Here is a 5461-nt window from a genome sequence, read left to right as displayed (position 1 = left end):
GATTACGGTGTCCTTCACACCTCGAAAGCCAATGGCGTGCTGTCCGCCGGTTCGGACTCGATTCGGGGTGCCGGATCCGCCGACAGCGCGTCCGCCTGTGCGGCCACGGTGTCGAGGTCGAACAGCATCCCCACCGAGATCGCCCCCGGCCACCCGGCCTCGAGGCGCAGATGGAGTGCGACCACCCGATGGGAGTTGCCGCCTACGTCGAAGAACCGGTCCCCACGGTCGAATTCGTCGTGCAGGAGCACTTCGGACCAGATCGCGGCAATCGCCCGTTCGTTCTCGGTCCAACCATCTCGTGGCGGGGCCGTGCGCCGTTCGGGACGGAAGTGCAGCAACGCACGCAGCGCCGCTTCATCGAGCTTGCTGCTGCCCGGTGCGATCGGCAGGGTGTCGACCGCCACGAACCGTTCCGGAACCGATTCGGGCACAAGCCGTTCCGCGCAGTATCCGGTCAGCGCGCCGGCGGTGGGCGGTGGCGCGACACCGGCCGCAGGCACCCAGAAGGCGGCCAAGTACACGGCATAGTCGGAGTCCATCGCATCCAGCACGACCGCCTCCTGCACGGCGGGATGTCCCTGCAGCACCGTCTCGACCGCGGCGCGTTCGACGCGGACGCCCCGCACCTTCACCTGACTGTCGGCCCGCCCGTGGAATTCGATGTGACCGCTGCCGTCGACCCGCGCGAGATCGCCGGTGCGGTACATGCGGCCGCCCGGTTCGGTCGCGAACGGGTCGGCCACGAACCGGGCCGCGGTCAGTCCGGGCCGTGCCGCATAACCATCGGCGACCTGTCCGCCCCCGAGGTACAGGTCACCGCGAGTACCCCAGCGGACCGTCCGGAGCGAGCCGTCGAGAATGTGCGCCGTGGTCCCGTCGGTCGGCGTGCCGATCGGCACGACGGGCTGCGGCGTCTCCGACACGACGTGGCAGATACAGGTCACGGTCGCCTCGGTCGGACCGTATTCGTTGTGCAGGCTTGTCGAGGGCAGGATCTCGCGGTGCTCCTCGACGAGGCGAATCGATATCGGCTCGCCGCAGAGCGTGACGATCCGCAGCGTCGACTTCAGCTCGCCCAGTCGCGGCAGCAGCAGCCGGTAGAACGAGGGCGTCGCAACGAAATGTGATACGCCATGGCGGACAGCGAGTTCGGCGACCGCGTCGACGTCGGGCAGCATCCGGGCGTCCGGGAGCACACTGGTGCCGCCGACGGTGAGCGCCCAGGCCAGTGCCGAGAGGGAGCCATCCCAGATCAGGCGCATCGCCGAGAAGGTCACGAGTTCGCCGTCGGTGTACGGATAGTTCCGTGAGCCGATCAAGGTGGCGAGGTTGGCCCGCGATACGACGACGGCCTTCGGCTCACCCGTCGAACCGGAGGTGGTGATGACGTACGCGGGGGACCGCAGCGGCGGCTGGTCCGGCAGCGCCACGGCGGGTGGCTCGGTGTCCTCGGCGATATCGAGCACCGCCGTCGCCGTGCCGGTCACCAGCGCGGCCACCTCGTCACGCGTCGTGGAATCGACGCGCCCGTCGATGATCAGCGCGGTACAGGTCGCGTCCGCCACCACCGCACGCACCGCGGCTACGGGACGGCCCGGTTCGACCACACACCACGCCGCGGCCGCGCGCAGCGCCGCGATCATGCCGATCAGAGTGTCCAGGCTCTGCCGTTGGTACACCATGACCGTCTGTCCGGGCCGCACGCCCGCGGCAACCAGCCTGCGCGCGAGATGCGCGGTGGCGGTATCGAGTTCGCGGTAGGTGAGCGACCGGTCCCCCACCACGAGCGCGGTGCGGTCGGGCACCCGCCGGGCCTGCTGGAGGATTCCCCGCAGCAGGTCCGTGGCCCGGTCCATCGAATCGCCGTGCGATGCCGTGCGCCCACCCGTCACCCGGCCACCACTCATGGAATCGCTACGCGATGCTGGCCTCATCTGGTCACCTCGACATGGCCGGTTCCGCTGATGTCCTCCGGCGACACTGTGCAGACGAGCACGACACGGTCGCCGTCGGATTCGAGCACCTCGAATCCGGCGAATCTGAGGGTCACGAGCATCACCCGGTTGACCGGTGTCGCCACGAATTCTGCGGTCGGCCGTCGGCCCGCCGCGTGTGCGCGCCGGACGATTTCGCGAATCAGCGCCGTCCCGACGCCACGCGACATCACCCGGCAGGACATGAGCAGCAGGAGCAGCACCGAGTCGGAGCCGCGGATTTCCGAGACCGCCAGCCCGATGGTGCCGTAGCCGCCGAATCGGTCGCGCAGGGATGCCACGAGCACCTCATGGCGCGGTGACGCGCATAGTTCCCGCAGTTCGTCGATATCGAACGTAACCCCGGTGGTGTTGAGCTGATGGGTGCGTACGGTCAGCTCGTTGGCCCTGGCCAGGTCTTCCTCGGATGCCGTTCGCACGGTCATGACCAGGCCCAACGATGCAAGGAAGTCCGCATTCGATCCGCCGAATTCGGCCTCACCGACACGACGGGCATGTTCGGCGCGATAGTACGAGCGTCGGTGCCGCGCTTCGGATGTCACTGTTGCGGGCGTGAATTCCGCAAGGTTCGGCAGGTCGGGTATGCGATCGGCCGGATAGCACCGGACCTCGGGACAGGAGGTCGCCACCTCGGCCAGCTCGACCGGATCATTGTCGACGAACGCTATGGTCTCGCGCCCGATATTGAGCGATTCCGCGATCCGGCGGATCGCCCCCGACTTCGGGCCCCAGCCGATCTCGACCGCCGAGAACATGTCCTCGATGCCGTGCCGGCGCAAATGGGCTGTGGCGGCGGATAGTTCGCCGCGGCTCGCGACGGCGTGCAGGATTCCGCGTTCGTCCAGGGTGTGGATCGTCCGTAGCACTTCGGGTTTCGGGTTCCCACCGTCGGATTCGAGGACGACGCCTGGCCAGACGGTGTCGTCGAGATCCCAGACCAGGCATTTCACTGTTGCCGCCATCACTCATACCCTCCGCATCAGGCCGGCGCTCCACGCGGCCACCGGACTGCTGTTCAACAGCAACGCATATTCACCGGACGCGCGGGTGGCCGCCGCGGCCTCCAGGTTGACCAGCATGTCCACCGACCCCAGATGGCCGTATGCCGCGAGATTGCCCCGGCAGGCCGCGTCGATGGTGGCGTCGAGGGCTTCCTCCCAGAACGCGAACGCACCGCCGGACAGGTTCTGCATGAGGATCGGCCCAACCGAGCCGAGCCGAATGCCATTGCGTTCCAACAGTTCCGGAACGATGATGTCGAACCGCTTCTTGCTCTCGACCGCGAGTCGAAACGAGTAGGTGGATTCGTCGGCGCATTCCTCGGTCCATGCCGCCGAGGGTGTGTCGCGGTAGTCGATTCGGAACAGGTCCGCGTATTTGCCGTCACTGCGCAGGATCTGGTCGACGAACTCCCAGCGCCCGCCGGAAGCAGTGACCAGTAGCGCGGCCGCGCCGTCGCCGAGCAGCGTCATGGGTGCGCGGTAGCGGTTGCGGGTCGGGGTCTTGGCCGCGGCGACGACGAGAACAGTGCGGCATCCGGCGTCGGCGCGCAGCAGGGCCGCGGCGAGAGTCAGCGCGGCGGAGATCGATACGCAGCCGAGATCGCCCACGCCCGCGGTAAAGGCGCGCGTGGCGCCGATCCGGTTTTGCAGCCGTGTCGTTTCCGATGCGAGCAGGTACTGCGGCGCGCGTCCGGTGACCAGCAGCAGCGCGTCGACGTCGGCGGCGTCGAGCCCGGCCTCGGCCAGCGCCGCCGTCGCCGCCGCGGCGGCCAGGTCCACTTCGGACAGCTCGCCCGCTGTGTGCACCGTATCGATGCCGAGTGCCAGCGCGTGTTCGCGTCGGTGCGCCGGAAGTTCGTCCAGTTCGGCCAGGCTGGCCACCCGCGCGGAGGTGGCGGGGAACCATGTCGTCACCGGACCGAGCCGGACCGGACCGTTCACCATCGCGCACCCCGCAGTACGTGCTCACCAATGGTCACCTCGGCGACCTCCCGTGCTCCCTCGATAATCTGCATGACCTTGGCGTCGCGGTAGAACCTGCCGACGCGGCTGTCCGGTGCGCACCCCAACGCACCGGATACCTGTACCGCCCGTTCACTCACCGTGGCCGCAGCGTGGGCCGCCGCGTATTTCGCGGCGATGGTCGCGACGAGGGCGTGCGGAGATCCGGCGATCCGGCTGTCGGTCGCGTGTTCGCAGATGGCCTGTGCACCTTCGACATCCACCCAGCAGCGGCCGAGCGTCGCACGGATCACTTGATGCTCGGCGAGTGCGGTACCGCCCTGGACGCGGGTGGCGGCGTGCGCTGCGGCGTCGGCGAGACAGGCTCGCGCGATCCCGACGCACCCCCACGCGACGGTGAACCGCCCGTGGTCCAAGGCCGTGCCGACGACATGGGACAGGCCGAATCCCGGCGGTGCGATGAGATGCGCCGCGGGGATGCGCACGTGGTCGAACCGAATGTGCGCCACCCGGGCGCCGCGCAGGCCGAGCTGCCCCTCGACCGGCTCCACGGAAACACCGGGACGGTCGCGCTCGACGAGTGCGGCGCACAGCCCACCGGCCGCCGTGCCGAGTACCAGGAACACATCGGCGACCTGCCCGAACGTCACCCACAGCTTGTGCCCGGACACCAAACGGTCCGCACCATCTGCCTCGAAAGTCGTCGCAACACCCGCTAAGTCGGTCCCCGCCCCGGCCTCGGTCGCCGCCAGCGCGGCAACGACCTCCCCTGTGGTGAGCCCGGGCAGCCAGGCGCGGCGCTGTTCGATGGTGCCCCACCGATCCAGCGCGGCGGCGACCATGCCGTGCACCGTGACCAGCGATCGCAGACTCGTGCAGCACTCCCCGAGCGTCGCCGCGATTCGGCCGAGTTCACGTGCGTCCAGCCCCGCACCACCGAATGTCACCGGCCGATCGGCACCCAGTAGCCCGGTCCGGGCCGCGAGTGTGATCATCTCGTCGGGCAAGCCATCGCGATCCCACTGGGCCGCATCCGATTCCGCCGCGGCCACCACCTTCTCGACATCGATCACGACGGCCTGTTCCCGGACCGCTTGCGCTCGATGAACGCGGCCGCGCGGGCCGCGGTCCGGAAGTTGTCGAGATCAAGATCCTCGACCTCGACCGAGATCCCGTAGGTCTGTTCCACGTGAACGACGATCTCGAGTGCCCGCAGGGAGTTCACCAGTCCCAGCTCGAAAATATCGTCGTCACTGCCCAATTCGGCGGCGGCGATCGCACCGAAGTACGCCCGCAACTCCTCCGCCAACTCCGCACGGTGTGCCATGACCGGCTCCACCTGTTCCACGCGCACCCTCACCTCTCGACGTCATCCCGGTGGCGAATGGCCGTGCGCCCTCGCTCCCGCAGAACACGACAACATGCCCACGATCACCCGACAAGCCCCGGTTTCCGCTGGCCACGAACACGTGGGGTGCGCGGACTTCCAGGTCGGGACAG

General features: G+C 68.6%; 5 protein-coding genes. All 5 read right to left on the bottom strand.

Annotated features, from left to right (window positions below; translation table 11 throughout):
* Nucleotides 1–14: 14 nt before the first annotated feature.
* From ACQP2D_RS20645 to ACQP2D_RS20625, 5 genes are read right to left on the bottom strand one after another with little or no spacing between them, the layout of a single operon-like run.
* Nucleotides 15–1937: a non-ribosomal peptide synthetase gene (locus ACQP2D_RS20645; RefSeq protein WP_433685351.1), complete on the bottom strand. Its 1923-nt coding sequence runs from the start codon at nt 1935–1937 to the stop codon at nt 15–17.
* Nucleotides 1934–2959, bottom strand: a complete 1026-nt coding sequence (locus tag ACQP2D_RS20640) for an HAD-IIIC family phosphatase (RefSeq protein ID WP_433685350.1) — start codon at nt 2957–2959, stop codon at nt 1934–1936. The genes ACQP2D_RS20645 and ACQP2D_RS20640 overlap by 4 nt, the downstream gene beginning before the upstream one ends.
* Before the next feature lie 3 nt (nt 2960–2962).
* A complete protein-coding gene (locus ACQP2D_RS20635) occupies nt 2963–3943 on the bottom strand; it encodes a 3-oxoacyl-ACP synthase (protein WP_433685349.1) in 981 nt (326 codons plus the stop codon).
* The gene (locus ACQP2D_RS20630) at nt 3937–5034 is read right to left on the bottom strand and encodes an acyl-CoA dehydrogenase family protein (protein ID WP_433685348.1); all 1098 of its coding nucleotides are present in this window, start codon (nt 5032–5034) and stop codon (nt 3937–3939) included. Before ACQP2D_RS20630 ends, ACQP2D_RS20635 begins: the two co-directional genes overlap by 7 nt.
* Nucleotides 5031–5309, bottom strand: a complete 279-nt coding sequence (locus ACQP2D_RS20625; protein ID WP_433685347.1) for an acyl carrier protein — start codon at nt 5307–5309, stop codon at nt 5031–5033. The genes ACQP2D_RS20630 and ACQP2D_RS20625 overlap by 4 nt, the downstream gene beginning before the upstream one ends.
* Nucleotides 5310–5461: the final 152 nt, after the last annotated feature.

This window comes from Nocardia sp. CA-119907 (assembly GCF_050955995.1).
Taxonomy (GTDB): Bacteria; Actinomycetota; Actinomycetes; order Mycobacteriales; family Mycobacteriaceae; genus Nocardia.
The sequence above is the reverse complement of the archived record's forward strand: the minus strand, read 5'-3'. Positions and strand labels throughout refer to the sequence as shown.